The sequence below is a fragment of the Thermoactinomyces sp. CICC 10521 genome, assembly GCF_016055135.1.
Lineage (GTDB): Bacteria > Bacillota > Bacilli > Thermoactinomycetales > Thermoactinomycetaceae > Thermoactinomyces_A > Thermoactinomyces_A daqus.
In genome coordinates this window covers 135,685-160,717 of the sequence record NZ_JAECVZ010000003.1, presented here as the reverse complement: position 1 = coordinate 160,717, position 25,033 = coordinate 135,685, and the positions used below count along the sequence as shown (strand labels likewise).

Annotated in this window: 28 protein-coding genes; 24 read left to right on the top strand and 4 right to left on the bottom strand. The window is 49.8% G+C overall.

Annotation, left to right across the window (positions count from 1 at the left end; all coding sequences use genetic code 11):
- Positions 1-52 precede the first annotated feature (52 nt).
- From I8U17_RS04025 to I8U17_RS04000, 6 genes are all read left to right on the top strand, one after another.
- Positions 53-907 carry a nitrilase-related carbon-nitrogen hydrolase gene (locus I8U17_RS04025; RefSeq protein WP_198055016.1) on the top strand — a complete coding sequence of 285 codons (855 nt, stop codon included), beginning with the start codon at positions 53-55 and terminating at the stop codon, positions 905-907.
- Positions 907-1,758 carry an NAD+ synthase gene (locus I8U17_RS04020; protein ID WP_081943630.1) on the top strand — a complete coding sequence of 284 codons (852 nt, stop codon included), beginning with the start codon at positions 907-909 and terminating at the stop codon, positions 1,756-1,758. Before I8U17_RS04025 ends, I8U17_RS04020 begins: the two co-directional genes overlap by 1 nt.
- A gap of 24 nt (positions 1,759-1,782) precedes the next feature.
- On the top strand, positions 1,783-2,538 hold the full coding sequence (locus tag I8U17_RS04015) for a YebC/PmpR family DNA-binding transcriptional regulator (RefSeq protein WP_033099202.1): 756 nt from the start codon (positions 1,783-1,785) through the stop codon (positions 2,536-2,538).
- 197 nt (positions 2,539-2,735) lie between these two features.
- The gene (locus I8U17_RS04010; protein WP_033099201.1) at positions 2,736-3,272 is read left to right on the top strand and encodes a DUF1572 family protein; all 537 of its coding nucleotides are present in this window, start codon (positions 2,736-2,738) and stop codon (positions 3,270-3,272) included.
- 257 nt (positions 3,273-3,529) lie between these two features.
- The gene (locus tag I8U17_RS04005; protein ID WP_198059060.1) at positions 3,530-4,258 is read left to right on the top strand and encodes a sporulation protein; all 729 of its coding nucleotides are present in this window, start codon (positions 3,530-3,532) and stop codon (positions 4,256-4,258) included.
- Positions 4,259-4,369: 111 nt separating this feature from the next.
- Positions 4,370-4,543 (top strand): hypothetical protein, encoded by a 174-nt coding sequence (locus I8U17_RS04000; protein WP_160173775.1) that lies wholly within the window; start codon positions 4,370-4,372, stop codon positions 4,541-4,543.
- Positions 4,544-4,587: 44 nt separating this feature from the next.
- On the opposite strand, the gene I8U17_RS03995 is transcribed toward I8U17_RS04000, so the two are convergent.
- Positions 4,588-5,523, bottom strand: coding sequence for a DMT family transporter (locus I8U17_RS03995; protein ID WP_198059059.1), 936 nt, complete (start codon positions 5,521-5,523; stop codon positions 4,588-4,590).
- Positions 5,524-5,767: 244 nt separating this feature from the next.
- On the opposite strand from I8U17_RS03995, the gene I8U17_RS03990 reads away from it, so the two are divergent.
- Both I8U17_RS03990 and I8U17_RS03985 read left to right on the top strand, forming a co-directional pair.
- Positions 5,768-6,352, top strand: coding sequence for a class I SAM-dependent methyltransferase (locus I8U17_RS03990; protein ID WP_033099352.1), 585 nt, complete (start codon positions 5,768-5,770; stop codon positions 6,350-6,352).
- Between the two features lie 233 nt (positions 6,353-6,585).
- Complete coding sequence (locus tag I8U17_RS03985; protein ID WP_232330885.1) at positions 6,586-7,518, top strand: polysaccharide deacetylase family protein; 933 nt, start codon at positions 6,586-6,588, stop codon at positions 7,516-7,518.
- 134 nt (positions 7,519-7,652) lie between these two features.
- Here the strand turns inward: I8U17_RS03985 and I8U17_RS18555 are convergent, their stop codons facing one another.
- Positions 7,653-7,787, bottom strand: a complete 135-nt coding sequence (locus I8U17_RS18555; protein ID WP_255517781.1) for a hypothetical protein — start codon at positions 7,785-7,787, stop codon at positions 7,653-7,655.
- 73 nt (positions 7,788-7,860) lie between these two features.
- On the opposite strand from I8U17_RS18555, the gene ruvC reads away from it, so the two are divergent.
- From ruvC to yajC, 7 genes are all read left to right on the top strand, one after another.
- Positions 7,861-8,367 carry a crossover junction endodeoxyribonuclease RuvC gene (gene ruvC, locus I8U17_RS03980; protein ID WP_033099199.1) on the top strand — a complete coding sequence of 169 codons (507 nt, stop codon included), beginning with the start codon at positions 7,861-7,863 and terminating at the stop codon, positions 8,365-8,367.
- Positions 8,364-8,978: a Holliday junction branch migration protein RuvA gene (gene ruvA / locus I8U17_RS03975; protein ID WP_198055013.1), complete on the top strand. Its 615-nt coding sequence runs from the start codon at positions 8,364-8,366 to the stop codon at positions 8,976-8,978. The genes ruvC and ruvA overlap by 4 nt, the downstream gene beginning before the upstream one ends.
- Positions 8,979-8,990: 12 nt before the next feature.
- A complete protein-coding gene (ruvB, locus tag I8U17_RS03970; RefSeq protein ID WP_033099197.1) occupies positions 8,991-9,989 on the top strand; it encodes a Holliday junction branch migration DNA helicase RuvB in 999 nt (332 codons plus the stop codon).
- On the top strand, positions 9,986-10,204 hold the full coding sequence (locus tag I8U17_RS03965; protein ID WP_198059058.1) for a DUF2905 domain-containing protein: 219 nt from the start codon (positions 9,986-9,988) through the stop codon (positions 10,202-10,204). The genes ruvB and I8U17_RS03965 overlap by 4 nt, the downstream gene beginning before the upstream one ends.
- Before the next feature lie 47 nt (positions 10,205-10,251).
- Positions 10,252-11,286: a tRNA preQ1(34) S-adenosylmethionine ribosyltransferase-isomerase QueA gene (gene queA / locus I8U17_RS03960; protein ID WP_033099195.1), complete on the top strand. Its 1,035-nt coding sequence runs from the start codon at positions 10,252-10,254 to the stop codon at positions 11,284-11,286.
- Positions 11,287-11,412: 126 nt separating this feature from the next.
- Positions 11,413-12,549: a tRNA guanosine(34) transglycosylase Tgt gene (tgt, locus tag I8U17_RS03955; RefSeq protein ID WP_198055011.1), complete on the top strand. Its 1,137-nt coding sequence runs from the start codon at positions 11,413-11,415 to the stop codon at positions 12,547-12,549.
- A 35-nt stretch (positions 12,550-12,584) separates the two neighbouring features.
- Entirely contained in the window at positions 12,585-12,902 is a 318-nt protein-coding gene (gene yajC, locus I8U17_RS03950) for a preprotein translocase subunit YajC (RefSeq protein WP_033099193.1), read from the top strand.
- Positions 12,903-12,935: 33 nt separating this feature from the next.
- On the opposite strand, the gene I8U17_RS03945 is transcribed toward yajC, so the two are convergent.
- Positions 12,936-13,334: a TIGR04086 family membrane protein gene (locus I8U17_RS03945; protein WP_033099192.1), complete on the bottom strand. Its 399-nt coding sequence runs from the start codon at positions 13,332-13,334 to the stop codon at positions 12,936-12,938.
- Between the two features lie 196 nt (positions 13,335-13,530).
- On the opposite strand from I8U17_RS03945, the gene I8U17_RS03940 reads away from it, so the two are divergent.
- Positions 13,531-14,217: a DUF421 domain-containing protein gene (locus I8U17_RS03940; RefSeq protein WP_033099191.1), complete on the top strand. Its 687-nt coding sequence runs from the start codon at positions 13,531-13,533 to the stop codon at positions 14,215-14,217.
- Positions 14,218-14,252: 35 nt separating this feature from the next.
- Here I8U17_RS03940 and spoVB read toward each other — a convergent pair whose 3' ends face one another.
- A complete protein-coding gene (gene spoVB / locus I8U17_RS03935) occupies positions 14,253-15,854 on the bottom strand; it encodes a stage V sporulation protein B (protein ID WP_033099190.1) in 1,602 nt (533 codons plus the stop codon).
- A 157-nt stretch (positions 15,855-16,011) separates the two neighbouring features.
- Between spoVB and I8U17_RS03930 the strand changes: the two genes are divergently transcribed.
- The 8 genes from I8U17_RS03930 (at position 16,012) to I8U17_RS03900 (ending at position 24,866) form a co-directional block, all read left to right on the top strand.
- Positions 16,012-16,299, top strand: coding sequence for a post-transcriptional regulator (locus tag I8U17_RS03930; protein WP_309485150.1), 288 nt, complete (start codon positions 16,012-16,014; stop codon positions 16,297-16,299).
- Between the two features lie 156 nt (positions 16,300-16,455).
- Positions 16,456-17,682, top strand: coding sequence for a protein translocase subunit SecD (secD, locus tag I8U17_RS18285; protein WP_232330884.1), 1,227 nt, complete (start codon positions 16,456-16,458; stop codon positions 17,680-17,682).
- Positions 17,663-18,580, top strand: coding sequence for a protein translocase subunit SecF (gene secF, locus I8U17_RS18280; protein ID WP_232330883.1), 918 nt, complete (start codon positions 17,663-17,665; stop codon positions 18,578-18,580). Before secD ends, secF begins: the two co-directional genes overlap by 20 nt.
- A gap of 93 nt (positions 18,581-18,673) precedes the next feature.
- Positions 18,674-21,091 (top strand): single-stranded-DNA-specific exonuclease RecJ, encoded by a 2,418-nt coding sequence (recJ, locus tag I8U17_RS03920; RefSeq protein ID WP_052153857.1) that lies wholly within the window; start codon positions 18,674-18,676, stop codon positions 21,089-21,091.
- Positions 21,030-21,545, top strand: a complete 516-nt coding sequence (locus I8U17_RS03915; protein ID WP_033099189.1) for an adenine phosphoribosyltransferase — start codon at positions 21,030-21,032, stop codon at positions 21,543-21,545. The genes recJ and I8U17_RS03915 overlap by 62 nt, the downstream gene beginning before the upstream one ends.
- 99 nt (positions 21,546-21,644) lie before the next feature.
- A complete protein-coding gene (locus tag I8U17_RS03910; RefSeq protein WP_033099348.1) occupies positions 21,645-22,145 on the top strand; it encodes a GNAT family N-acetyltransferase in 501 nt (166 codons plus the stop codon).
- Positions 22,146-22,285: 140 nt separating this feature from the next.
- Positions 22,286-22,423, top strand: a complete 138-nt coding sequence (locus I8U17_RS03905) for a hypothetical protein (RefSeq protein ID WP_160173774.1) — start codon at positions 22,286-22,288, stop codon at positions 22,421-22,423.
- Between the two features lie 133 nt (positions 22,424-22,556).
- The gene (locus I8U17_RS03900) at positions 22,557-24,866 is read left to right on the top strand and encodes a right-handed parallel beta-helix repeat-containing protein (RefSeq protein ID WP_198059057.1); all 2,310 of its coding nucleotides are present in this window, start codon (positions 22,557-22,559) and stop codon (positions 24,864-24,866) included.
- Positions 24,867-25,033: the final 167 nt, after the last annotated feature.

Sequence of the window (25,033 nt, the reverse complement as noted above, 5' to 3'; positions counted from 1 at the left end):
ATGATTTAGATTGGTTTTATTAAGCCTTGTTCTTGCCTGAGGAGGCCAAAGCATGAGAGTAGGACTTGCACAAATCAGACCACACTTGGGCCGAGTGGATATCAATGTGGAATTGCACAGGGAAATGATCCACCGGGCCCGTGAAGAACAAGTGGATCTTCTTATTTTTCCCGAGCTCAGTTTAACGGGATATAACTTGTTGGATTTGACGTATGAGATGGCGATGGATCCGTTTAGCCCGGAAATCCAAAGGCTGGCCCAGGAAGCAGGCGAAATGGATCTCGTCATCGGTTTCATCGAACACAGCCCTGAGCATATTCTTTATAATTCGGCGGCCTATCTTACCGCCGGGAATCTTCATTATTTGCATAGGAAGGTATATCTGCCTACATATGGAATGTTTGACGAAGGGCGTTACGTTGGACAAGGCCAGGTGATCCGCAGTTTCCCGACGCGGTTTGGCCAGTTTGGCATGCTGATTTGCGAGGATTTCTGGCATCTGTCCGCTCCTTATCTCCTGGCACAGGATGGAGCCCATCTGATCATCGTTCCGTCAAACTCACCCGGACAGGATCTGACCGGGCCGGAATTGAGAGCGCAGGAATCATGGTATTCCCTGCTGAAAAATTATGCCTTGCTCAGCGGCACTTACCTGTTGTTTGCCAACCGTGTCGGGACAGAAGATGGCATTACCTTCTATGGCGGATCAGCCGTCGTCGACCCGTTCGGCAAAATCGAGAAGAAGGCAGGCTTGTTCAAAGAAGAATTGCTTGTGGTTGACATCGACATGGAAAAAGTGAAAAAGGCCCGATTCCAAATGCCGCTGCTGCGGGATGAAAATTTGGATCTCACCATTCGCGAATTGAATCGGATCAAGCGTAAACGGACAGGGGAGGGAACATGGTAATGCAGATGATCGAAGAAATGCTGGAACAAGCGCCGTATTTGCGGCTGAATGAAGAACTGGCCACGACCCTCCTGACGACCGCTTTGCGCGAAGAGGTGAACAAAGCCGGTTTTAACAAGGTGATTATCGGATTGTCCGGCGGGATTGATTCAGCTCTGTCTCTGTATCTGGCTGTGAAGGCGTTCGGGCCGGAAAATGTCGTGGCGGTGCGGATGCCGTACAAAACGAGCAGCCCGGCCAGCCTCGAAGATGCTCAGGCGGCGATTGATGGAACCGGGGTGGAGTCGATCACGATTGATATCACGCCGCAAATCGATGCCTATTTTGAGCAGTTTCCCGAAGCGACACCGTTGAGACGCGGAAACAAGATGGCACGTGAACGCATGACCATTCTGTATGATTTGTCGGCGGCGTACGATGCCCTGGTTGTTGGGACGAGCAACCGCACGGAGATTTTGCTCGGCTACGGAACACAATACGGGGATACTGCTTCTGCGATCAACCCGATCGGCGATTTGTATAAAACGCAGGTACGTCAACTGTCGGCGTATCTGAACGTGCCCGAGCAAATTATTACCAAAGCCCCGAGCGCTGACCTGTGGGAGGCCCAAACTGACGAAAGCGAACTGGGATTCAGCTATTTCGATGTCGACCGGTTGCTCTATTTCATGATTGATCAGCGTTATACGCTTGATCAGCTGCGTGCGCTCGGTTTTGAAGATGATTTTATTGAACGGGTGAGCAAACGGATCATCCGCAATCAATACAAACGGACCATGCCGATCATTTTGAAAACAGGTACGCGGACCGTGGGAATGGATTTCCGCTATTTGCGCGATTGGGGCTTATGACAGAAGGGAGAGTCGTTTGGTAAAATGGCAGGTCATTCCAAGTGGAAAAATATCCAGCACCGAAAAGGGCGTCAGGATGCGCTTCGTGGAAAGATTTTCGCCAAATTGTCACGGGAAATTTATGTTGCTGCTCGCGCCGGGGATAAAGATCCCGCGAACAATCATCAGTTGCGTTTGGCCATTGCCAAGGCGAGGGCGCAAAACATGCCGAGCGACAACATTGAACGGGCCATCAAAAAAGCTGCGGGTGCAGGAGAAGGCCGGGACTTTGAAGCAATCACTTACGAGGGCTACGGCCCCGGCGGTACTGCGATTATGGTCGAAGCGTTGACGGACAATCGCAACCGCACGGCCGCCGACATCCGCCATATTTTTTCCAAACGCGGCGGAAATATGGGAGAATCGGGCTGTGTTGCCTGGATGTTTGAACGGAAGGGGATATTGGTCATCGAACGCGACTCGACGGATCTGGATGAAGAAGAGATCATGATGTTGGCGATCGAGAGCGGGGCAGATGATTTTGAAGCGAATCCGCAAACTTATGAAATTATCACTTCCCCGGAATCCTTTGAAGAGGTAAAACAGGCTCTGGAAGCTGAAAATCTCACCTTCTCCACCGCTGAAGTCACATTCGTCCCCTCCAATAAGGTGGAGCTTCACGGCGAAGTGATCAAAGATGTGATCGGCTTGATCGAAGCGCTGGAAGACCATGACGATGTGCAAAACGTTTATGCCAACATCGAAGTGGATGAAGACGAGTTGGCCAAGTATGCGGACTAAAAAAAGCGGACAGAGGAAGATCTCCCTCAGATCTTGCGGGTTTGAGGGAGGTTTTTTAGTATGAAAGCATGCTGTTGACCGGATTGAGTCTGAGATAAGAAAAGAATATTTTTCAGATACAGGAGGAAGAGATTGTTTTTTCTGAATGATATGATATCATTTTGCGTAGTGGCAACCCGATGGCGAGGAGGAAGCACATGGGATTGGCAACCGAATACCTTGCAGTTGTGATCAAGCAATTTCGCATAATGAAGCAAACCGGTGAAAGTGCGATGGCGCAATGCAGTTTCGCTGATCTCCAAAAAAAGATCGGGTTGGAAAGCAACAGCATTGCCGTCATCGTGAAGCATTTACATGGAAATATGCTGTCGCGCTGGACGGATTTTTTAAGAACGGATGGGGAAAAACCATGGCGCAACCGCGATGAGGAATTCACGGATGGATATCAAAGCTTGGAAGCGATGATGGCTGATTGGGACAAAGGCTGGGAAACCGTCTTTGACGCACTCACTTCGCTGACGGAAGAAGATCTGGCAAAAACGGTGACCATTCGTGGTGAAAAACACAGTGTGATCCAGGCGATCGAGCGTCAGATGTACCACTATTCCTATCATATCGGGCAAATCGTTTTTATCGCCAAAGCCCTGAAAGATCGGGATTGGGCCAGCTTGACGATTCCCAAGGGAAAATCAGAGGAATTTAACCGGCAAAAACAAAAAGAGGCGCGGGATTGATGCGCCGTCCGTTTGAAAACAAAGGATTGTTGGAGGACGCGCATATCATTTGCGGTTCGGGCTGCGCAACGCCGATTTTCAGCGGTCAACATCTGTAAAAACATTCCTGTTTTCATTTTTGCATATCCTTGTTCCTTTTGCCCCCATTCTGTAATAGGGGTGGGTTGAAGGCTTGCTGATGCAAACCGGCTGCCCCTGCTTTTCCCGATTACTGCGTTTCATCACATTGATTCATGACATGCCAGGAGAGTGAACCAATGTTTAAAGAGATATTAGCCAGCATGAAAATCGGCTCGGCCAAAGTAAATGCCGTTCTGGACAAAACCACCTTTCGCCAGGAGGAGGAGATTGAAGGCCTGATCGAGATCGAAGGGGGCGATGTCGAACAAGAGATCAAGGAGATCAATCTGCAGCTGTTGGTCGATATTGTGGGTGACCAGCATTTTCCTTTCATCTGGCAGGAGCAAAAAATCAATCCGATCGGCGTGATTGCCCCATATGAAAAAAGATCCATCCCGTTTGCTTTTGCACTGGCCGAAAATGTGCCAATCACTACGCCAAACTACAAAATTTTATTGCGTACCGAATTGGCCATCGATTATGCCATCGACCCGAAAGATCGCGATGTTATCGCAGTGGAAGCGCATCCCTTTTTGAATTTGGCCATCGAATCGCTGAAGCGCCTCGATCTGGATCTGAGCTATGTCGGACATACGACTGAATTTGCCGGCGACAAAGTGCGCGGCTGTCCCTTCCATCAGGAGTTTGTCTTTTCGCTGCCGTCGCAATATGATTACCTGTCCGATGTGCGGCTGGTCAACTTTGGAGGAGGCATAATGGCCTTGGAATTACATAAGCAAAAAGATGAAGAAAATCATGCGGTCGATGATCGTAGAAGGGTTAACCTCACCGTGGATGAAGAGGATTTGCAGGATAACGGAGCCCGATTGACTGCGTTCTTCCAAAAACAGTTGGAGCAAAAATAAGGCGGCGGGAGGGGAAGAATGTCCTTCTCCTGCTTTTTTAATCCCGTCATGTTCCCATGCGCTGGCGCATATGATCCTGAATAGGTGTAACAGGAACAGGAGAGACGGGTTATGGGCAGGTTGATCAAAAACTTTCAGTTGGAAAAAGCCCTGCAGGAGGTATTGGAGATCCAGGAAGGAAAAGGGGACTGGGAAGAGTGGGAGAAACGATGGTCCGATGAGGTTAGAGAGAAAGCGGAAAAAGAGATGAAAATCTTTGCCCTGCTCGGTTGGTTAAAACGCTGATCCTGGGTCTTCACTTGTGAAGCGGGTGACCTTACATTTGGAGGTCACCCGTTTTTTTTGAGATTCTTCCCCGCTTTTCTTTTTAAAAAACTGAATGACGAGGCAGGAAGTTCGGACAAAATCATCCCGGCCAAAATAAACAGACACCCGAGGAAGGAGCGTCCGGTCAATGCGATTCCGTTCCAGAAGTAATCTCCCAACGCCGCAAAGACGGGTTCCAGGGAGAAGATGAGCGCTACTCTTGTCGGACTCGTTTGTTTTTGTACATGAGTTTGGGCGATAAAGGCGAGTGAAGTGCAAAACAAAGAGGTAACCACAAGCGCAATGATCACCCCTGGCGTGAACAGGTGCCCGAGCCCTGCGAAAATGGTCCGCCGCTCAGTGAACAGTGCGCAAATTCCGCTTAGCACGGCCACCGTGGCCAGTTGGATCGTGACCAGGTGCATCATCGAAGTGGAATTTGTATATTTCCCGGTATAAATAATTTGCAAAGCGAAAAAAATAGCACAGAGAAAGGCGAGCACATCTCCGTAGTTAACAGAACTGAAATCAGTAAAGGCGAGGAGATACAAGCCGCAAAGAGCAAGCAATGCTCCAATGGCGGACGAAAATTTCATTTTTTCTCTCAGAATGAAAAGGGCAAAAACCGGAACCAGAGCCACGGAAGTGCCAGTGAGAAATCCCGATTTGCCTGAAGTGGTATAGAGCAGGCTGAAGGTTTGCAAGGCGTAGCCCAAAAACAGAAACAAGCCCAACAGGGCTCCGGCAGTCCAATTTCGTTTACGGTCGCTTTTTGATAAATTTTCCGGTTTTCGACAAAGCAGGTAGATGAAAAGAAAAAAGGCCGCCAAGGCAAAGCGGATCATCAAGAAATGAAACGGAGGAAGGGTGGCAATTGCATCTTGCACCAGCACAAAGGTAATTCCCCAGACAAAGGCAATCCCTGTCAACGTTAAATCGGCAACCCAGCGTTTTTGCATGGTTTTCTCTCCTTTCGATTCCATTTTCCCGGAAAGATCCGCTTCATTCAAGAAACTTTTTCCGGGATTTTGCCCAGTGTTGGGGATGAATGGAATTTCCTTTTTGAGGAAAATATTTAAAAAAAGGCTTTTTTGGACAGATTTAAGGGTTTTAAGGATATTTTTTAACAATTATTCGTGTTATTATATACTCATAAATCCAATAAAAATACTATGATTTATAGTGGCCGGAAAGGTGTTTTTCATGTTGCAGCTCATGGATCATGCGATTGCAGATCGCCTTCGTTTTTTCTATTCATTTCTCCGTTCTCCAAGAACAGTTGGAAGCGTCACTCCCAGTTCCCGATTTTTGGCCCGGGCGATGTTAAAGGAAGTCGATTGGGCCCGCACGGAGATAGTGGTGGAATTGGGAGCGGGAACAGGGGTTTTTACTGAAGGCATAAAAAAATTGGCCCGATCAGGCGCCAAAAAGATGATTTTTGAAAAAGATCTCCATTTGCGTGAACGATTAATCCGTCGTTTTCCGGATTTTATCATTGGTGACAACGCCTGTGAACTGATTCCGTCGTTGGCGGATAACGGGATTGAACCCGGGCAGGTGGACGTAATTCTGTCGGGATTGCCTTTTGCTGTTTTGCCGCAGCCATTGCGGGACCAGATTTTGACGGGTGTGTACCGGGCCTTAAAACCGGATGGCATCTTTATCACATTCCAATATTCGTTGCAGATGAGAAAACAATTGCTGGATCGTTTCCATACGGTGGATCTGTCCTTTGTCCCCTTCAATCTTCCGCCAGCCTTTGTCTACCATTGCCGGAAAAAGGGTTGACAACAGGTTTATCCTGAGGCTTTCGACCAAAAAGAAAGCCTTTTTTATTTGTTGTTAAAAGAATGCTGCAACAGACCGGATCATTAGGAAATAAAAATAGTGCTGTCGAAAAGAAACGGATGTGTTAGAATAAACCCGTATATGAAAGGAATTTGTTATCATAGAAGGGATTTTGTCTCTTTTAAAGTGCGTGACTGGCCGCACTTTCTTTTTCTTTGGGAGTGGTTTACAACATGACCGGTTTTAAGAGAGTGGCAGGGGTAACGGGGGCTATGCTCGCCATGGTTTTGTTTGTGTCGGCTTGTGCCAAGGAGGAGAGTTCCCTGCCGAAAGACCGCGGACCATCTGAAGTTTCGCGGAAGTCTTCGCAAGAGGCGGGTCAGATGGCAGAGGAAAGCCGGCAAAATCAAGCGAAGGGATTTCCGCCGCCCGAACATCAGGTAAGTGAGGCGCAACCGGCCGTCGCCAAACCCGAGGAGGCGATGACCAAAGATCAGATGGCGGAATTGGATCGGATCAAAGAAAAGACCATGGTTTTTAAAGGCCCGAAATTCAAAAAACAGATTGCCCTGACTTTTGATGACGGACCGGATCGGGAATTTACACCGCAAATCTTGAAGATTCTTAAACAGAAGCAGGTTCCGGCCACATTTTTTGTCGTCGGGAATATGGTGAAGAAATATCCGGATATGTTGAGGGAAATCGATCGCGACGGGCACACGATCGGGAATCATTCTTTTAATCATCCTCAATTGACGAAGTTAAAACACCCGGAAACCGACAGGCAAATCGGCCAAACCAATCAGTTGATTTATCAAACGATCCATAAATCGCCATTATTGTTGCGCCCGCCTTACGGAGCCATTAATGATCAGCTGGAACAGCACTTCGGGCAGAAAAACTTTAAAATTATCCAGTGGAGTGTTGATACGCGCGATTGGGCCGGACAGTCTCCGGAGCAAATCATGGCCACCGTGAAACGGGAAGCGGACCCTGGCGGAATCATCCTGCAGCATTGCGCCGGGGGCAAGCAGCTGCAATCCACGGTTCAGGTGCTTCCCGGTTTGATCGATTACTTTCGGGGGCAGGGATATGAATTTGTGACAGTGGACAAATTGTTGAATATCCCTGCTTATGAAGAGTATACGAACAAGGTGAGTCAATGAGAACGACAAGTGAACATAAGAGAAATGGTTTGGTTCGCCAAAAGAGTGCCTGCCATTTCGAAGCGAATGATCGGAACATACCGGGCAGATGCGGACGGCAGGAGAGTGATCTTCTGCCGTCCGCTTTTTTTCCGTCAAAGCGCGTTGCTGGCCGGCTTTTGATCTGCCAAGGTTCTTAAGTCGGCCAGTGGTGGCCGGTCGAAATCAATAAACGATCGGGTCCGATCTTCAGTCCGGCCGATGCTTTGCCCGGCTTTATTCCATTTCATCCCCCGGCGCTCCCTGTTTTATGGTATAATCGTCCGAAGAGAATGAGTGTTCGCTTCAGGAGAGGGGAGAAACATGCGTATAATGGGGATCGACCCGGGGATTGCCATCGTCGGCTTCGGTATTCTCGATCAGAAGGGAAATCAGTTAAAACCGGTCGAATACGGAAGCATTCAAACAGAGGCGGGTTTAAGCACTGCCACACGGCTGAAGCAGATTTACGACGCCTGTACGAAGTTGTTTGCGGAGCATCGTCCTGACGTGGTGGCCATTGAAAAGCTGTTTTTCAACCGGAATGTCACCACCGCTTTTACAGTCGGCCAGGCGCGCGGGGTGATGATGCTGGCCGCGGAAGAAGCGAACATCCCGATTACCGAGTACACGCCGCTTCAGGTGAAAATGGCTGTCGTTGGCTACGGCCAGGCCGAGAAAAAGCAAGTGCAGGAAATGGTGAAGGTGCTGCTTGGACTTCCAAGAGTGCCGAAACCGGATGATGTGGCGGATGCATTGGCCATTGCCATCTGCGAAGCCCATTCGTCGTCTGTTATACATAAATGGAGCAAATGGGGAGCGAAACGATGATTGAGTTTGTCAAAGGAACGGTCGAATACCGGGAATCGGATTATGTCGCTATCAACGTGAACGGCCTGGGTTATCAGGTGTTTGTGCCCAACCCTTTCCGGTTTGAGGAAGGGGAGGAGGTTTATTTGTCGACGCATTTTGTCGTGCGTGAAGATGCCCAGTTGCTGTACGGTTTTCCAACGCGAAGCGAGCGGGATTTGTTCCGGCTGTTGCTGGAAGTGTCAGGCGTGGGCCCCAAGGCTGCGCTGGCGATGTTATCGGGGATGACACCGAAACAATTGATCAGCGCCATTCAACTGGAGGATCTTAAAACATTGACGAAGCTGCCCGGTGTCGGCAAAAAAACGGCGCAACGCCTGATATTGGACCTGAAGGATAAACTGAAAAAGCTGGCATGGGGGTATTCCGAAAGCACACTGCCCCTGCAAGAAAACAGTGAACCACCAAGTGACTTCAGCGCCCGTCTCGATGTGATTGCCGCCTTGTTGGCTCTCGGCTATAATGAGGAAGAAGCGGATTGGGCAGCGCAAGAAGCAGAAAAATCAGCGGAGTCAAGCCTGAGCACCGAAGAGTGGATTAAAAAAGCACTGCAGTTGATGATGAAAAAATGAGGAGGGTGAGACATGGAGGAACGGATCATCTCCGCGAAGATGACGGGTGAAGATGAGATGGTCGAATACAGCCTGCGCCCTCGTTATTTCAGCGAATACATAGGACAGTCCCGGGTGAAGGAAAATTTGAAGATCTATATTGAAGCAGCGAAAATGCGCGGGGAAGCCCTCGATCATGTGCTTTTATACGGCCCGCCCGGACTGGGGAAGACCACGTTGTCCAATATTATCGCCAATGAATTGGGCGTGTCCATTCGCATCACCTCGGGGCCCGCAATTGAACGGCCGGGGGATTTGGCGGCGATCCTGACCAATTTGGGTCCCCATGATCTGTTGTTTATCGATGAAATCCACCGGTTAAACCGGTCCGTGGAGGAAGTGTTATATGCGGCCATGGAGGATTTTGCCCTGGATATCATGATCGGCAAGGGACCGAGTGCACGCTCCGTCCGTCTGGATTTGCCGCCGTTTACGCTCGTCGGGGCGACCACGCGCGCCGGTTCGCTATCTTCTCCGTTGCGAGACCGGTTTGGAGTCGTCGCCCGATTGGAATACTATACGATAGATGAGCTGACGCTGATTGTGGAACGGGCAGCAGATCTGTTACAAGTAAAGATCATGGAAGACGGAGCGGTGGAAATCGCTTCCCGGGCCAGGGGGACACCGCGCATTGCCAACCGGCTGCTCAAGCGGGTGCGCGATTTTGTGCAGGTGGCCGGTGACGGAGTCATTACCGGTGACAGCGCCCGTGATGCTCTTGACCGGATTCAGGTTGACCGGATGGGGCTTGACCATGTGGACCATCGCCTGTTGATGTCCATCATTGAAAAGTTTCGCGGCGGCCCTGTCGGTCTGGATACGTTGGCGGCGACCATCGGAGAAGAAGCGCACACGATTGAAGATGTGTACGAGCCTTATCTGATGCAGATCGGCTTTTTGCAGCGAACGCCGCGCGGGCGGATGGTAACAGAGCGTTGCCTGAAGCATTTTGGAATGGAGTGGCCAAAATGAATTCGGTGGCAAAAATGTTGATGCTGGCCGGCGTTATTTTGTTTTTGCTCGGTCTTCTCTGGCAGACCAGAGGCAAATTTTTTCCGTTGGGCCGCTTGCCAGGCGATATTGTGATCGAAAAGGAAAATGTGAAATTTTACTTTCCGATTGTCACTTGTATCGTCATCAGTGTGATCTTAACGTTGATCAGCTATTTTTTTCGCCTGTTTCGCTAAGCAAACGGGCGATTTCTTTTTGAGGCTCGGAAGGATGGGGATTTGACATGGATGTATCAATGTATGACTTTAAACTGCCGAAAGAAATGATTGCCCAAAAGCCTGCTCCCGAACGCACCGGCTCTCGCCTGATGGTAGTCAACCGGGCGACGGGAACATGGACGCATGCCCGTTTTCCCGATATCATCAACTATTTGCATCCTGGCGATGTTTTGGTGTTAAACGACAGCCGGGTGCGTCCCTCCCGCCTGATCGGGGAAAAAGAGGAGACCGGAGCCAAAATCGAATTGCTTCTTTTAAAACCGTTGGGGAATGACCGGTGGGAAGCATTGGTTCGGCCGAGCAAACGGGTGAAAGAAGGGACCCGGATCCGTTTTGGAAACGGCCGGTTGCAGGCCATCGCCGAAGAACAGACGGAAGTGGCAGGCGGCCGCATTTTCCGGTTGCAATATGAGGCGGAAGATGTGGAAAAATTGTTTGAGGAATTGGGGCAAATGCCGTTGCCTCCCTATATCCACGAGCAGTTGGATGACCCGGAACGCTACCAAACGGTGTTTTCAAAAGTGGTCGGTTCAGCCGCCGCGCCGACAGCCGGGCTTCATTTTACCGAAAGCTTGTTGGATGAAATTCGTGCCATGGGGGTCAAGGTGGTCTTTATCACCCTGCACGTCGGCTTGGGAACATTCCGCCCGGTTACGGTGGAGCGCATCGAGGATCACTACATGCACGCCGAGTATTATGAGATCAGCGAGGAAGCAGCCGGGGTGATCCGGGAAGCGAAGCAGCGGGGAAACAAAGTGGTGGCGGTCGGAACCACTTCCGTCCGCACGCTCGAAACGGTGGCGCGACGATTTGACGGAGAAGTGCGTGCTGACAGCGGCTGGACGGATATTTTTATTTATCCGGGATTTACATACAAAGTTGTGGATGCGCTGTTGACCAACTTTCACCTGCCCCAGTCCACTTTGTTGATGCTTGTCAGCGCTTTTGCTTCACGCGAACTGATTCTGGCCGCTTACGAGGAGGCCGTGAAGGAGCGTTATCGTTTCTTCAGTTTTGGGGATGCCATGTTGATCATTTAGCCTGCATTCCGGGTTGAAGCAATTTTTAAAGAAGCGAACTTGTTATTTGGGATCAGTCTTTTCTATAATGGGTAGCAGGAGAATGTGAATTAAGTTAGAATGGGATTTGTAACAGGAGGAAGCATCTTGGCCGTTCGATATGAATTAATCAAAGAATGTAAGCAGTCCGGTGCCCGGCTGGGACGTTTACATACTCCGCACGGGGTGATTGATACCCCGATTTTTATGCCGGTGGGAACGTTGGCGACGGTGAAGACAATGAGCCCGGAAGAATTGAAAGAGATGGGAGCGGGCATTATTTTGAGCAATACCTATCATCTCTTTTTGCGGCCGGGGCACGAGATCGTGAAAGAAGCAGGCGGGCTGCACTCGTTTATGAACTGGGATCGTGCCATTTTGACCGACAGCGGCGGTTTCCAAGTGTTCAGCCTGAGCAAATTGCGCGATATCACCGAAGAAGGCGTCACGTTCCGATCACACTTAAACGGCGAGAAACTGTTTATCGGGCCGGAAAAAGCAATGGAGATTCAAAATGCATTGGGTGCCGATATCATTATGGCATTTGACGAGTGTCCGCCTTATCCGGCCGACAGGGAGTACGTGAAAGCTTCGACCGAGCGGACTTACCGCTGGTTGAAACGCTGCATCAAGGCCCATCGCCGACCGGAGGAGCAAGCGCTGTTCGGGATCATCCAAGGGGGAATGCATCAGGATTTGCGCGAAGAGAGCGCACAGCAGCTGGCCGAACTCGATTTGCCCGGTTACGCGGTCGGTGGCCTTAGCGTAGGGGAGTCCAAGGAATTAATGTATGAAGTGCTGTCTTATACCACGCCGCTCATGCCAAAGGATAAACCGCGTTACCTGATGGGAGTCGGTTCTCCTGACGCGCTGATTCAGGGAGCTGTTTATGGAATTGACATGTTCGACTGCGTTTTGCCAACGCGAATTGCCCGCAACGGGACGGCGATGACCAGTCAGGGACGAGTCGTTGTGCGCAATGCCAAATATGCTCGCGATTTTACCCCGCTTGATCCCGAATGCGATTGCTATACCTGCCGCAACTACTCGCGCGCGTATCTACGGCATTTGATTAAAGCGGATGAGACGTTTGGACTGAGGCTTACCACTTATCACAACTTGTATTTCCTCCTGAGGCTGATGGAGAAAGTGCGACAGGCCATCAGGGAAGACCGGCTTCTCGATTTCCGTGATTCGTTTATGATGAAATATTATGGTTCACTCACTCCGGAGAGAGCCTTTTGATTCCAGCAAATGATTTGATGGAAGGAGTTTTGTAAATGAATATGCTCACTCAATTGGCCCCGCTCGTTTTGTTTCTGCTCATTTTCTATTTCCTGATCATCCGTCCCAACAACCGCCAGCGAAAAGCGAAGATGGAAATGCTGAACAATTTGCGCAAAGGGGACAAGGTGATCACGGCAGGCGGCATTCACGGCACCGTCGTGGATCTGAACGAAGAGAAAGTCACATTGAAAGTGAGCGACAATACACGCATTACCTTTGAACGTCACGCGATCGACCGTGTCACCAATGTCGAGGAGAAGCAGGAAACAAAGAAAGCGGAGGCAAAACCGCAAGAAGTGAAAGAAAGTTAAGCGTGAAAGAAAAAGCTCCGGCCCAAAACTGGGTCAGGAGCTTTTGCTGTTATTTACCCCCAAAATTCCCCCGAGCGAACTGAGGCCGATTGCGAAGGCGCTGAACATAAAAGGATGAAACGTTGTCAGGGAATCAAAGGCGAGAAATCCGATCAACAAAAGGATGGCTACATAGATGATGCCTTGGGCAGCGCCATAGTACAGCCCTCTTTTTCCCGACTTTTTGCCGGCGACAAAACCTCCGGCAAATAAGGCCAGCCCGTTTAATATGTAAGAGAGTATGGGGATGTCAGCGGATTCGAGCGAAGAGTAGCGCAAAAAGATGGCGACGATAAAGGAACCGATAAAGATGATGCCCCAAATGAACAATTGTCCGATAATCCACGGGGATTGCCACCCTTTTTTGGCGGAATCGAACCAGGCTTCTTTCATACAAGTTCACCTGCCGTCACTGTGGGTCCGGCCCTTTTGTGCCGAGAATTCCACGCAGCAGGCTGCACCTCCTTTTCCGCGAAAAGATCTTCCGCACTGGTACATGTTATGAAGGCTTGGATTAAAATATCACCTTTTGCGTCATTCATAAAACGGTTTTCGTTGGTGAAACCTATGGGGGAAAGGAGGTGCCGGGGTGATTGGTTCTATATTGCTGAGAACGGTTTTTATCTATCTGTTTCTTCTCATTATCATGCGTTTAATGGGGAAACGGGAAATCGGAAAATTAACCATTATCGATTTGATTGTTTCCTTCATGATTGCCGATATTTCAGCCATGGCGATTGAGCGATCCCATGAACCGCTGATCAATGGCATGATTGCCATCGTCACCTTGGCCGCTTTGCAAATCGTTCTTTCCTATTTGTCGCTCAAGAGCAGGAAAGTGAGACAGCTCGTTGACGGGAAGCCGCTCGTCCTGGTGAAAAACGGGAAAATCCTGGATGCCGAGATGGCCAAAGCCCGTTATAACATTGATGATTTGTTATTGCAGTTGCGTGAAAAGAATATCGCGGATGTTTCAGATGTAGAGTTTGCAATATTGGAAACTACAGGAAGATTAAGCGTTTTCCCCCGGGAGGAAAAGCGGCCGGTGATGAAGGAAGATGTTCTTCCGTTACTGCGGCCGTTTCAAATGCCGATCACATTGATTTTGGACGGAAAAGTGCAGGAACAGGGGCTCAGACAGATCGGGAAAACGCGGTTTTGGCTGAAAAACGAGATTCAAAAACAAGGGTACAGGGATTTTAAAGAAATCTATTATGCCAGCATCAACTATGAAGGGAAATTATTCATTGATGGAAAAGATAATCAAACCAGATAAAAAACGGGCGGTCATGAAAAACCGGCCCGTTTTGCTTATTGTGGCAGCAGGAACGCCATCCATTTTCCGATGACGGGAATCCGAAGCACATCTTCTTTGCGAATGAGGGATAAAAAGATTAAGCAGCAGAGGTAAACTCCCATGCTCATAGCCATGATGAGCAAAGTGCTTGAAAGCAAGGACATTTGCTTGGTTAATGCCATTCCCTGATAGGCGGCGAAACCCGTCACCACGACGGCCAGAATGAGTTTTCCGTACTCTTTGACGCGGATGCTGAAAGGGATGAGCCGGACGATATCAATAAAATGAAGAGAAGTCACAATCACGATGCCGCAGTTGATCGCCAGTGCCACTCCGTCGATCCCGAGTTCAGGTCTGGAAGCCAGCAATAAGATGAGAACGGTTTTGATCAAGGCCCCGATAATCGAGTTTCGCATGGGTAAGTTCGCCCGGTCCAATCCTTGCAGAACGGAGGCGAACGGGCCTTGCAAGGCGTGAATGATGGTAAAGGGGGCCATGATTTGAATCAGACGGGCGACATCGGCTTGACGAAAGAGTAAAACAGATAAGGGTTCGGCCAAGAGAAACAAGAGAAGGGCGCAGGGAGCCGTCACAATTAAGGAGAGCCGGATCGCCTGTTGCAGCCGGTGTTCCACCAGACGTTGATTGTTTTGCGCCTCTGCTTCACTGATCGCCGGAACGAGTGAAACGGACAAGGCATAAGTGATAAACGCCGGAAAAAAGGTAATCGGAATGGCCATTCCTTCCAGTTGTCCATAGAGAGCAGTCGCCGTGGCGGTTACATATCCGGCCAAAGCCAAACTCTGGGAGACGACAATCGGCTCAATGGCATAAGAAAACGAACCAACCAGGCGGCTGGCCGTGACGGGAATGGCCAAGCGCAAGAGAGCGCGAACAGTCCGGCCAAAAGCACTGAGATAAGAGCCCTTTTTCCCGCGTGTGCTGACCGAAGGCTGTCTGGAAAAGATCAGGCGCAACCGGGGGCGCGTCGGATCTTTCTTAAACGAGTAAAGAAGATAAACCATACCGGTAAACTCTCCGATCACCATCCCGATCATCGCACCGGCTGCGGCGAATTCGATTCCGTAGGGAAGCAGATATTTTGCCAGCAGGAGCACAGTGAAAATCCGAACCGATTGCTCCACGATGGTGGAAAAAGCATAAGGGCTCATATTTTGCCTGCCCTGAAAATACCCGCGAAATATGGACGAGACGGCGATGATCGGGATAATCGGCGCGATGCCCAGGAGCGCATAGATGGCCCGCTCATCCGTGAGCAATGTTTTGGCGATCCATGGGGCGCCCAGCAGGACAGAAGCGGTGATCACGGTACTGGTGATGATCACAATAAAGACCGATACGATTAAAATGGAGCGAATCCGTTCTTCTTCCCCTTTGGCTTCCGCTTCGGAAACCAGTTTAGAAATGGCCACGGGCAATCCTGCGGTGGTGACGACGATGGTAAAGACCAGAATCGGAAAGGCCATTTGAAACAGTCCCATTCCTTCGTCACCGATGATCCGGGAAAGAGCGATCCGGTAGACGAACCCGAGAACTTTGGTTATCAGACCTGCTCCGACGAGAATGAGTGTACCGCGTAGGAAACCCTTGTTCACCCTTCTGGCCCCTCCTTCACAAAAGGTTACTAAAATCTATGACTTGTCCGGGCCGCTCATACCTAAAAAATCAGGTAGAATGGAAAGTAGGATTTTTAATAGTCCAAAACGAAAACGATGTAAGAAAGAGAAGTCATAACAGGTGAGGAGGAACGCTATGGCCAAATATGGTGCACTAAAACCGGTAAGCCACCAAAAAACCCACTCGGTCGAGCTTCTGAGCGAAAAGGAACTGATGAGATGTATTGAAGATCTTTGTAACATCAAAGCGGAAGAGTTTCGAATGTACGGGTATGAAAATGTGACGGGTGAGCAAATCTGGGCCTGTGTGTCGGAAAACTACCGCAGGGGTTGGCCGCGCTTAAACCGTTTGGTTAACGATATCATGTCATTGAAAGCAAATCGGTTTATGAACTGGTTAATGCTCTCCGTATATAAAGACTGATCCGACTTGAATAAAGCGGCGCCCTATGGTTCGTTAGGGGAGCCGCTTCTTTTGATTTGAAATGGAATTAAGTCATCTCGGTCTTCTAAATTGACATTGCCCAGGCTAGAAAGGATAATTAGAATTATGGTGTTTTACATAAAGGAGGAGCTTTAAATGAGTGTGCGAAAGGGAAAATTGACCATTTTCATCCTCCTAGTGGTTGCGATTCTCGCTCTGGTCGCAACAACCACTAGCTACATATGGAACCATATTACCAAAGGGCTGGATCTGCAAGGCGGGTTTGAGGTGCTTTATCAAACTGAACAGAAAAACCCGGGCACGGAAGCGCTTAAAGATACTGCCGCTGCGCTTAACAATCGGGTAAACGTCCTGGGTGTGTCCGAGCCGGATATCACGGTTGAACCTCCGAACCGGATTCGGGTGCAACTGGCCGGGGTGAAAGACCAGGCCAAAGCGCGGGAGCTTCTGGGCAGACAAGCCAAACTGACATTCCGTTCTCCCGATGGGAAAGTGCTCTTGTCCGGCACTGATATCAAGCCGGGCAGCGCCAAATTGGAGTATGACCAGGCGGGTGCCCCCGTCGTCTCCATTCGATTCAAAAATCCGAGCAAGTTTGAGAATGTGACGCGCACTTACCTTGGGCAACCGGTCGGGATCTATCTGGATGACCAGAAGATCAGCGATCCGGTCGTGCAACAGGTGATCACCGCCGGAGAAGCGCAGATTACCGGCCAGAAGACGGTGAAAGAGGCGCAAACACTGGCCGACCTTTTGAATGCCGGTGCGATTCCGCTCAAACTGAAGGAAATTTCCAGTTATGCGGTCGACGCCAGTCTGGGTGCCGATTCGCTGAAGCAGAGTTTAATTGCCGGATTGTTGGCTGTGCTGGCGATCTTCATCTTCGTAATCGGTTTTTACCGTTTACCGGGGTTCATCGCGGTTATTACGCTCATCGCTTACAGCTACCTCGTTCTGCTGGCATTCATGCTGCTCCATGTTACATTGACACTGCCGGGAATTGCCGCGTTTATCCTGGGAATCGGGATGGCCGTCGATGCCAACATCATCATGAATGAACGGATTCGCGAAGAACTCCGTGCGGGCAAGAGCATCGCGGCTTCGGTTCGCTCCGGATCAAAGCGTTCGTTCCTCACCATTTTCGACTCCAACATCACGACGGTGATTGCCGGCGCCGTTTTGTTTATCTACGGTACGGCAGGGGTCAAAGGTTTTTCCGTTTCGCTCATCACCGGCATTGTGGTCAGCTTTATCACGGCCGTTGCCTTGTCCCGGATCTTGATTAACCTGCTCGTCCGTTCCAATGTGCTGAAAAGCCCGGGCCTGTTCAGGGTAAGAGAGGATGAGATCAGTGACCTATAAGTTGGATATCGTGAAACACCGGAACAAGTATTTCATCGTTACGATTGCGATCGTGCTGGTGTCGGTGCTATCTCTTCTCGTGCAAGGGTTAAACCTCGGGGTTGATTTTAAGAGCGGTACGCGGATTGATATTACTATCGCACCAAATGTCAGTTTGGAAAAATCGCGGACCGTTCTTGAAGATTTAGGGTATCAAAAGCCCAATATCCGCGTGGGCGGACCGCAAAAAGAGATTTTGATCTTCCGCACGGATAAGGTTTTGTCACCGGATGAAGTGAAAAAAATCCGCGATAATTTCAGTAAGGCCTTTAACAAAAATGTCAGCGTCCAGGAGCAAAAAGTCGATCCGATCATCGGATTGGAGACGGCCCGCAATGCGATGATTGCCGTTTTGATCGCTGCGGTTTGCATCATCATTTATGTTTCTTTACGATTTGAATATCGCTTTGCCGTGGCGGCCGTATTGTCCCTGTTATACGATGCACTCTTTATCATGGGGATGTTTTCACTGTTCCGCATCGAAGTGGATCTCGTCTTCGTGGCGGCCGTGTTGACCATCGTCGGTTATTCGATTAACGATACCATCGTAATTTTCGACCGTATCCGCGAAAACATGGATTTACACAAACCCAAAACGTGGGACGAGCTGGCGGAAGTGGTCAATACCAGTATCAATCAGACACTGGTGCGCTCGATCAACACCGTTTTGACTGTCGTCTTCGCCGCATTTGCACTCTGGCTCCTCGGTGGGGAAAGCATCAGCAATTTCTCGCTCGCTCTCTTGTTTGGATTGATCTCCGGCGCTTATTCTTCGATTTTTGTCGCCAGCCCGATCTGGATCGTGTGGAAATGGCATTCGCTGCAAAAGCAGAAACAGAAGCGTTTGGCAACCGAATAAAAATGTCAGGCCGTGGGAAACCACGGTTTTTTTGTGATGGGAGAAAACTTCTTTGTGCTATAATTGAGTACGCAAAGTGAGGTGAACGGAACCGTGCTGTATGCAAAGGGGCGTTGGAAGGCAGAACAGGTGGATGATGCCCTGGCTGATAAAATGGCCCGTGATTGCCAAATTCATCCCCTGCTGGCCCGGATTTTGCTTCGACGGGGAATCCGGGATCATGATCAGGCAAAACGATTTTTGCAGCCCCGGCTGGAAGATTTGCACGATCCTTTTGCTCTTGACGGGATGAAAACCGCAGTGGAGGAAATCAGGCATGCGCTGGAACGGAAACAAAAAATTTTGATCTATGGTGATTATGATGCCGACGGAGTGAGCAGCACCAGTCTGATGATGCATGTTTTTCGAAAACTGGGGGCCAATGTCGATTATTATATTCCCAATCGCTTTCGAGAAGGATATGGATTAAACAAAGAAGCGTTACAATCGGCTAAAGAACAGGGGTTTGAACTGGTGGTTTCGGTGGATACGGGCATCAGTGCCGTTGAAGAGGCAGATTATGCCAAAGAACTCGGCCTTGGTTTAATCATTACCGATCATCATGAACCGCCGGAAATATTGCCTGATGCCCTGGCCGTGATCAATCCCAAAAAACCGGGATGTTCCTACCCGTTTAAAATGCTGGCCGGTGTCGGTGTTGCTTTTAAACTGGCTACTGCTTTGCTGAACCGGGTACCGGTGGAATGGCTCGATCTTGTCGCCCTGGGGACAATTGCCGATCTCGTCCCGCTGATCGAAGAAAATCGCATCCTTGCTTATCATGGTTTGCGGAAAATGAATGAAGAGACATCGGTGGGCCTTCGCGCTTTAATCGAAGCGGCAGATATCGGGCGCGAAGTGACAGCCGGGCATGTCGGATTTGCTCTGGGCCCGCGTATCAATGCCAGCGGCCGGCTGGATTCGGCGGATACAGCCGTTCGTTTGCTCATTTCCGGGGATGTGCGGGAAGCGGAAAGCCTGGCAAGGGAATTGGATGCGATGAACCGGGAGCGGCAACAGCTGGTGGAAGAGATGACGCTCGAAGCGATCAGCGAAGTCGAAAAAAATCCGGAACGCCATCGCCATGTGATTGTGGTTGCGAAACCGGGCTGGAATGTGGGCGTTGTGGGAATCGTGGCCTCCCGTTTGGTGGAGAAATATTACCGGCCGGTGCTCGTGCTGGGCATCGATGAGGAAAAGCAGACGGCAAAGGGCTCCGCGCGCAGCATCAAAGGTTTTCACCTGTTTCAGGCCCTGAGCGCTTGCCGGGATTTGCTGCCCCATTTTGGCGGACATGAGATGGCGGCCGGGATGACCTTGGCCGTTAAAGATTTGGATTTGCTTCACGAGCGGCTGTCGGAGCTGGCACAGGAATGGCTGACTCCGGAAGATTACATCCCGCTTTTGCACGCTGAGGGAGAGCTTGAACTGGAGCGGATCGAGCCGGCCCTGATCGAACAGATGGAAGCATTGGCTCCCTATGGAGTGGGAAATCCCACACCGCTGTTTATTCTCAAAGATGCTCCTGTCGCCCGGGTTCAATTGATGGGGAAAGATAAAGAACATATGAAGATTTATTTGCAAACGGACGGGGGAACCGTGGAAGCGGTCGGTTTTCGGATTGGTGAGGCAGCCAGGGAAATCGCACCCTTGTCCCGGATTCGCCTGCTCGGAGAATTGCAGATGAATGAATGGAACGGACAACGTTCGCCCCAATTTATTATCCGGGATTTAATGATTCCCCATTTGCAGGTTTTTGACTGGCGCAGCAACCGTCGCGATTGGGAAAGGCTGAAGGGATTGGATCATGACGGTGTCTGTTATGTTTGTTCCGGTATGATCAAACAGCCCTTGCAGGCGGTGGATTTGAAAGGGACCGTTGTCTATTGGGATCAGCTTGCGGAAAGGGATTGGCCCGCGGAGGTTCGTGCTGCCAAATTTGTAGTTTTGGTGGATGCGCCGCCTGATTTGGAAGTGTTCACAAAAGGGTTGAATCAGGTAAAAGAAGCAGAGCGGCTCTATTTTTTGTTTGGCGATAAAGAATTTGACGATTTGCTGGCCAAAGTTCCCACCCGGGATGATTTTAAACGTTTGTACCGCTTGCTTGCCGGCCGGGAGAAAATCTCCCTGTCCAAACATTTTTCCGCACTTATGCGCCATACGGGATTGCAAAAACGATCGCTTTCCTTTATCATTCAAGTGTTTGAGGAATTGGGCTTTTTAAGGGTTGAGCATGGAGAAATACGCATTCATCCAAACCCGGCTAAAAAACCGTTAACAGATTCCAAATTATACCAAAGGCAGCTCGCCGGACAACAAGTTCTGCAAACATTGGTCTACTCTTCATACACGGAATTGTGCAGGTATTTGTTTTCAACGATCGCTTTCAAACATTTAGGAGGACATGAACATGAACTTCAAAGAGAAAATTCGAGTGATCAACGATTTTCCGCAACCGGGGATTCGATTTAAAGATATTACCACCTTGCTCAAAGAGGGAAAAGCCTTCAAAGCAGCAATCGATGAGCTCGCTGCCAGGTTAAACGGCAAATCGATCGATTTGGTCGTCGGCCCGGAGGCGCGCGGGTTTGTGGTTGGAGCCCCGCTGGCCTATGCGCTTGGTGTGGGGTTTGTTCCCGTTCGCAAAGCGGGAAAACTTCCGGCCGAAACCGTTCAGGCCAATTACAGCCTCGAGTATGGAAAAGATTCATTGGCCATGCATAAGGATGCCATTAAGCCCGGACAAAAAGTGTTGATTGCCGATGACCTGCTGGCAACCGGCGGCACGATTTCCGCGACACTTGACCTTGTCAAACAGTTGGGAGGGGAGCCGGTCGGTGCGGCATTCCTGATTGAACTGGCTTATCTTCAAGGCAGGGAGAAGCTGAATGGACTTGAAGTTGTGTCCCTGGTGAAATACGAATAATGCAGGCTGAATGTCCACCCGTTACCTCCCGGGAGGCGGGTGGTATTCTTAAACCATTTTGTGATTGAATATTCATTCAATTTCGATTTGGAGGATGGTATGAGTCTTTTGATCGAGACAGAAAGATTGCGGTTCCGGCCGTATAAGGAAAAGGATTTGCCGTTTTTGATCTCGTTGTGCAGTGATCCGCAGGTGATGCGTTATATCGGAAAAGTAAAGACGCCGGAGGAAACGGAAGAGATGCTTCAGAAGTGGCTGAATGCGCAAAAAGGCGGAATGGGCATTTGCCTGGCCATTGACCGGAAAAGCGGGGAAAAGGTGGGGCATTCCGGTGTAATAGAACAGATTGTTGACGGACGGATCGAAGCGGAAATCGGTTATTGGCTGTTGCCGAAATATTGGGGCAAGGGATTGGGCACAGAGATGGCGGCAGCTTTTCGCGACTACGCATTTGAAACATTGAAATTGCAGAGGCTGATATCCATTATTCAGCCCGGGAATAAAGCGTCAATCAAGGTGGCACGTAAAATAGGAATGGAGAAAGAAAAGGAGACGGTGTTTCGTATGACCCTGGTTCATATTTATGCGATCAAAAGGTGAAATCCCTCCCTTTTCCAGCTTGTGCAATCCGGCTCCCGCCTTTTATATGAAAAGCAAGAGTTGTACTAATACAAACTGTTGCATAACAGGTGTTGTTATAATATAATGGTATTATAATAAAGAGGATGGGGTGGAGAGCGATGGATGGGCAGGTAAAGGAACATGAACCGAAATATTGTGAAATTTGCGGTGCCGAAGTAGGGAAAAAGTTGTCCGAAGTGGAGGAAAACCAGGAAATGAATGAAGTACGCGCGTGCATATTGAAATATTATGAATAAAGAGCGCTGCATGTGCGGGGACCAAATCGGGCCGGTTTTATCGCCGGTCTTTTTTTTTATGAGTGGAAAGGGACAGATCGTGACATATTGAAAAATAAGAAGGGGGAAAACAGGAAAGGTTGGTTGAACGGAAGTGTCGACAATTCGGGTATCACGCAGATGGTTTAGCAGGTATCGAACCATACAATCCGCTCTTGATCAGGCGCCTTCCGGCAGCGTGATTGAGGTTGAACCTGGAGTCTACCATGAAGATTTGTGGATCGACCGGATGATCGAAATCATTGGGACAGGAGCCAAAGAAGAAGTGGTCATCGTGGGAAAAAAATATGCCACCATCGAAATGAGCGCAGGTTATGCGGTACTTAAAAATCTCACTTTAAGCCAGGCGCGCACCAATGATTCACCGGTTGTGGCCGTTCACAGGGGAGCGCTGGTGCTGGACGGGTGCGATGTGCGGGGCGAAAAGGGGCCGGGAATTTCCATTGCCGTGGATGAAGCGGAACCGATCTTGCGCCGCTGTCGGATCAGCAGTCAAAAAAACGCCGCCATATTAAGCCGGAGCCGCGGCAAGGTATTATTTGAGGAATGCAGTCTGCACAGCGAAAGCGAGATGACGACCATTCTGGTATCCTCAGGAGACCCTGTATTTCGTCAGTGTACGATAACCGGCACGAAGGGTTACGGTGTGTTTGTGGAAGAAAATGGAAAAGGGCTTTTTGAGGAATGCAATTTGTTTGGTTTTGATCACAGTCCGGCGATCGGGATTGATGGAGGCAGTCCGGCGTTTATCCGCACCCTGATTCATGACGGAAAAACAAGCGGGATGGTGATGTCGGGGGGAAAGGCGAAATTTGAGGAATGCAAAATCTTTTCGGTAGGCGAAATCGAGCCGGCCATCCGGGTGCTGGCTCAGGCCGAACCCCGCTTTTTTGCCTGTACGATCAAAAATTGTCCGCAAGGTGCCTTTTTCTTTACCAATGGTGCTGGTGGCATGATAGACCAGTGTGACTTATACGGTTTCAGCCGTCAACCGGCCATTTGGATTCTGAACGAAGCTGCCCCACACATCTTGCAGACGCGAATTCATGATGGAAACAAAGAAGCGGTCTTCTGCGAAAAGGGCGGCAGGGGAATCATGGAGAATTGCGAGTTGTTCGGGTTTAACGGGGATCTCGTTTCCATTCGCTCGGAAGCCAATCTCGATCTGCTACGTTGTCGGATTTATCGCGGGCAACGACATGGAGTTTCACTGTCGTTAAAGGCGACGGGAACCATCCGGGATACAGAGATTTACGACTTTATGAATGCCGCCGCAGTACATGTTTCAAAAGCAGCGGATCCGGAGTTTATTCAGTGTTCGATTCATGACAGCCTCAACGGGGTCGAAGTGGTGGAAAACGGTCGCGGTTCCTTTGACAGGTGCCGTTTTGACAAGATTAGGGAAAGCAACTGGAATGTGGTGGAGAGCCGGCCGGTGATTCTTGATATCGAACACGGGACTTCCGCTGACCCCGACCGTCGGCCTGATCCGTTATCGCTCCTCTGGCAAAATTGGAGCGCGGGGATGATCGGACAAACGGAAATGAAGCGGAAGCTGCTGGATCTCATCCGATATTATGATTATTTGTCCGATCGAAAGCGCCTGGGAATCGAAAAACTGGAACCCGCTCCGCCACATGCCGTCTTTTGCGGTCCGCCGGGCATCGGTAAGCGGAAATGGGCAGAGTTTTACGGGTTGGCCATGAATCATCTTCATTTTTTGAGCAAAGGCCATCTGGTGTCCGTCGATGCGGCGGAATTGCTGGAAAGTCCGCCGGAGGAAGCGGAGGAGAGAAGGCGGGAAGTGACAGCCCGGACCGAGGGAGGGGTGTTGTATTTGCGCAACCCGCAATCCTGGGCAGCGGATGCCGTTTCTGCCGGCAAATGGCAATCATGGGTTGATTGGTTGATTCGATTGGTCAATGAAGAAGGCGCCGACCGGATTGTGATTTTGTCAGGGCCTGAGCACCCACTGAAGGAGTGGTTGAATCATGTTCCCGAGTTGGCTCGAAAGTTTCAGCATTGGTTTGAATTTCGCGATTATACTCCGGAAGAACTGGTTCAATTGTTTGAGCGGATGGCGGAAGAAGAAAATTACAGGATTGATGAGTCGGCCCGGCGTCGGCTGTGGCAGGAGATGAACCGGATTTGCCGGGAAAATGCGGAAGCAGGCCGGGCGGAACGGGTTCGCCATTTTTTTCAAATGGTGAAATACCGTCACGGTCAGCGATGTGCAAAAATCGCGAAAGAAGAGCGCACCAGGGAACTGCTGACCCTCTTGCTGCCCGAAGATCTCGCCGTGAAGAAGGAAGAAGAAGTTTTGCCTCATGATCCGGAGTGGATTGAGACTTTGATGAAGGAGGAGAAACAAAGCCATCGGTCAAGGGAAGGGAAGACAAATTGACATTTGAAGTGATCCGGCCTTGGGGTCGGATTTTTTGTGGCGTGGTAATGCTTATTAATAAAAATTATTTTATTCTTGACAAATATAAAAATATCATCATATGATGCAGTCAGTCTATAAAGATGGATATAATCGGGGTGTTGCTTTTTTCCTGTGAGAGATCTGCT